At 61.9% G+C, this 1714-nt stretch carries 1 protein-coding gene and 1 pseudogene; one reads left to right on the forward strand and one right to left on the reverse strand.

Features of this window, described 5'->3' with window-relative positions; genetic code table 11:
- The coding region (locus A2I95_RS35670; RefSeq protein WP_291737276.1) for an Lrp/AsnC family transcriptional regulator at positions 1-255 on the reverse strand (255 nt) is incomplete at its 3' end.
- 145 nt (positions 256-400) lie between these two features.
- Between A2I95_RS35670 and A2I95_RS35675 the strand changes: the two are divergent.
- Positions 401-1714, forward strand: a pseudogene (locus tag A2I95_RS35675) (pyruvate ferredoxin oxidoreductase); the annotation flags it as partial.

The raw sequence follows: 1714 nt of genomic DNA on the forward strand, positions 1-1714 counted from the left end.
AATGAATTCCACCAGCTTGTCCGGATCGTGGCGGGTTAAGTGCACATGCACGATAGCCTGGAACCCCAGCCCCATTGCCGGTGCATTCACCACCGCACCGTAACGTTCAATAATGCCCGCCTCCTCCAACGCCCGCACCCGGCGCCACAGGGCCGACGGCGACATGCCCACGGCCTCAGCCAGATCGGCGTTGGAGATGCGGGAGTCTTCCTGCAGCAAGGTGAGGATACGGGAATCGCGGTCGTCAAGTTTCATATTCCGGTCACTTTCTTCACCAAACAACTACCATCCGGGCATTCTAACCATAAATCCCCGCAAAAACAGTAACTCGGGCAAATCTTTTCAGACATTGTGGATTACTTTTCCGGAAAGCCCATTTTCCGCGCAAGGACTCCCCGAGATGACCAAGCTGAGCCACGATTTCCGCAGCTACAAGCTGGACGACCGGTATGAAATGACCCAGGGCCGGGTTTTCCTGACCGGCACCCAGGCCTTGGCCCGGATTATGCTCGATCAGGCGCGCCGCGATCAGGAGGCCGGCTTGAATACCGCGGGCTTTGTCTCTGGTTACCGCGGCTCGCCTTTGGGCGCGGTCGATTTGGAATTCTGGCGCGCCAAGGACCGGATGCGGGCAAACCGGATCAAGTTCATGCCTGCGGTGAACGAGGACCTTGGCGCAACAGCTGTCCTGGGTGCGCAGCAGGCCGTGCTGGACCCGCATTGCGAGGTCGAGGGTGTGTTTTCCATGTGGTACGGCAAGGGGCCGGGCGTCGACCGCTCCGGCGATGCGCTGAAGCATGGCAACGCCTATGGCTCCTCCGCAAAGGGCGGTGTGCTGGTGGTGGCTGGTGACGACCACGGCTGTGTCAGCTCCTCGATGCCGCATCAGTCGGACGTGGCCTTCATGAATTTCTTCATGCCAACGCTGAACCCGGCCAACGTGGGTGAGTTCCTGCCGTTTGGTGAATGGGGCTACGCGCTGTCGCGGTTTTCCGGCATGTGGGTCGGCTTCAAGGCGATTTCCGAGACGGTGGAATCGGGCATGTCGGTGGAATTGCCCGCCGACCGGGAATTTGTCGCGCCGGAGTACACGCCGCCCAAGGATGGGCTGCATTACCGTTGGCCCGATCTGCCGGGGATGCAGATCGAAGAACGGATGGAGGCCAAGAAGGCGGCCGTGCTGGCCTTTGCCCGTGCCAATCCCATCGACCGGGCGGAATGGGGGCACGAGGCGCGATTTGGCATCGTGACCACCGGTAAGGCGCATCTGGACACGCTGGAGGCGCTGCGCCTCTTGGGGATCGACGAGGGTGTCGCGCGTGAGCTGGGCATCGACCTTTACAAGGTCGGCATGGTCTGGCCGCTGGAGGATCGCGGCGCGCTGGGCTTTGCCCATGAAAAGCAGGAACTGCTGGTCATCGAGGAAAAGCGCGGGATCATCGAAAGCCAGCTGAAAGAGTATTTCTACGACTTCCCCGGGCAAAAGCCCGACCGCATGGTCGGCAAGCGCGACGAGCACGGCGAGCGGCTGATCCCCTGGACGCATGAGCTGGGCGCCGTGATGCTGGCGCGGATCATCGCGAAACGACTGGATCTGAACCTTGGCACATCGCTCACGGAACGTGCCGAGGCGCTGGTGCCGCCCCCGACCCTGATCGAGGTGCCGGGGGCGGCCCGCACGCCCTATTTCTGTTCGGGCTGTCCGCACAATACC

Source organism: Leisingera sp. F5, from assembly GCF_001593695.1.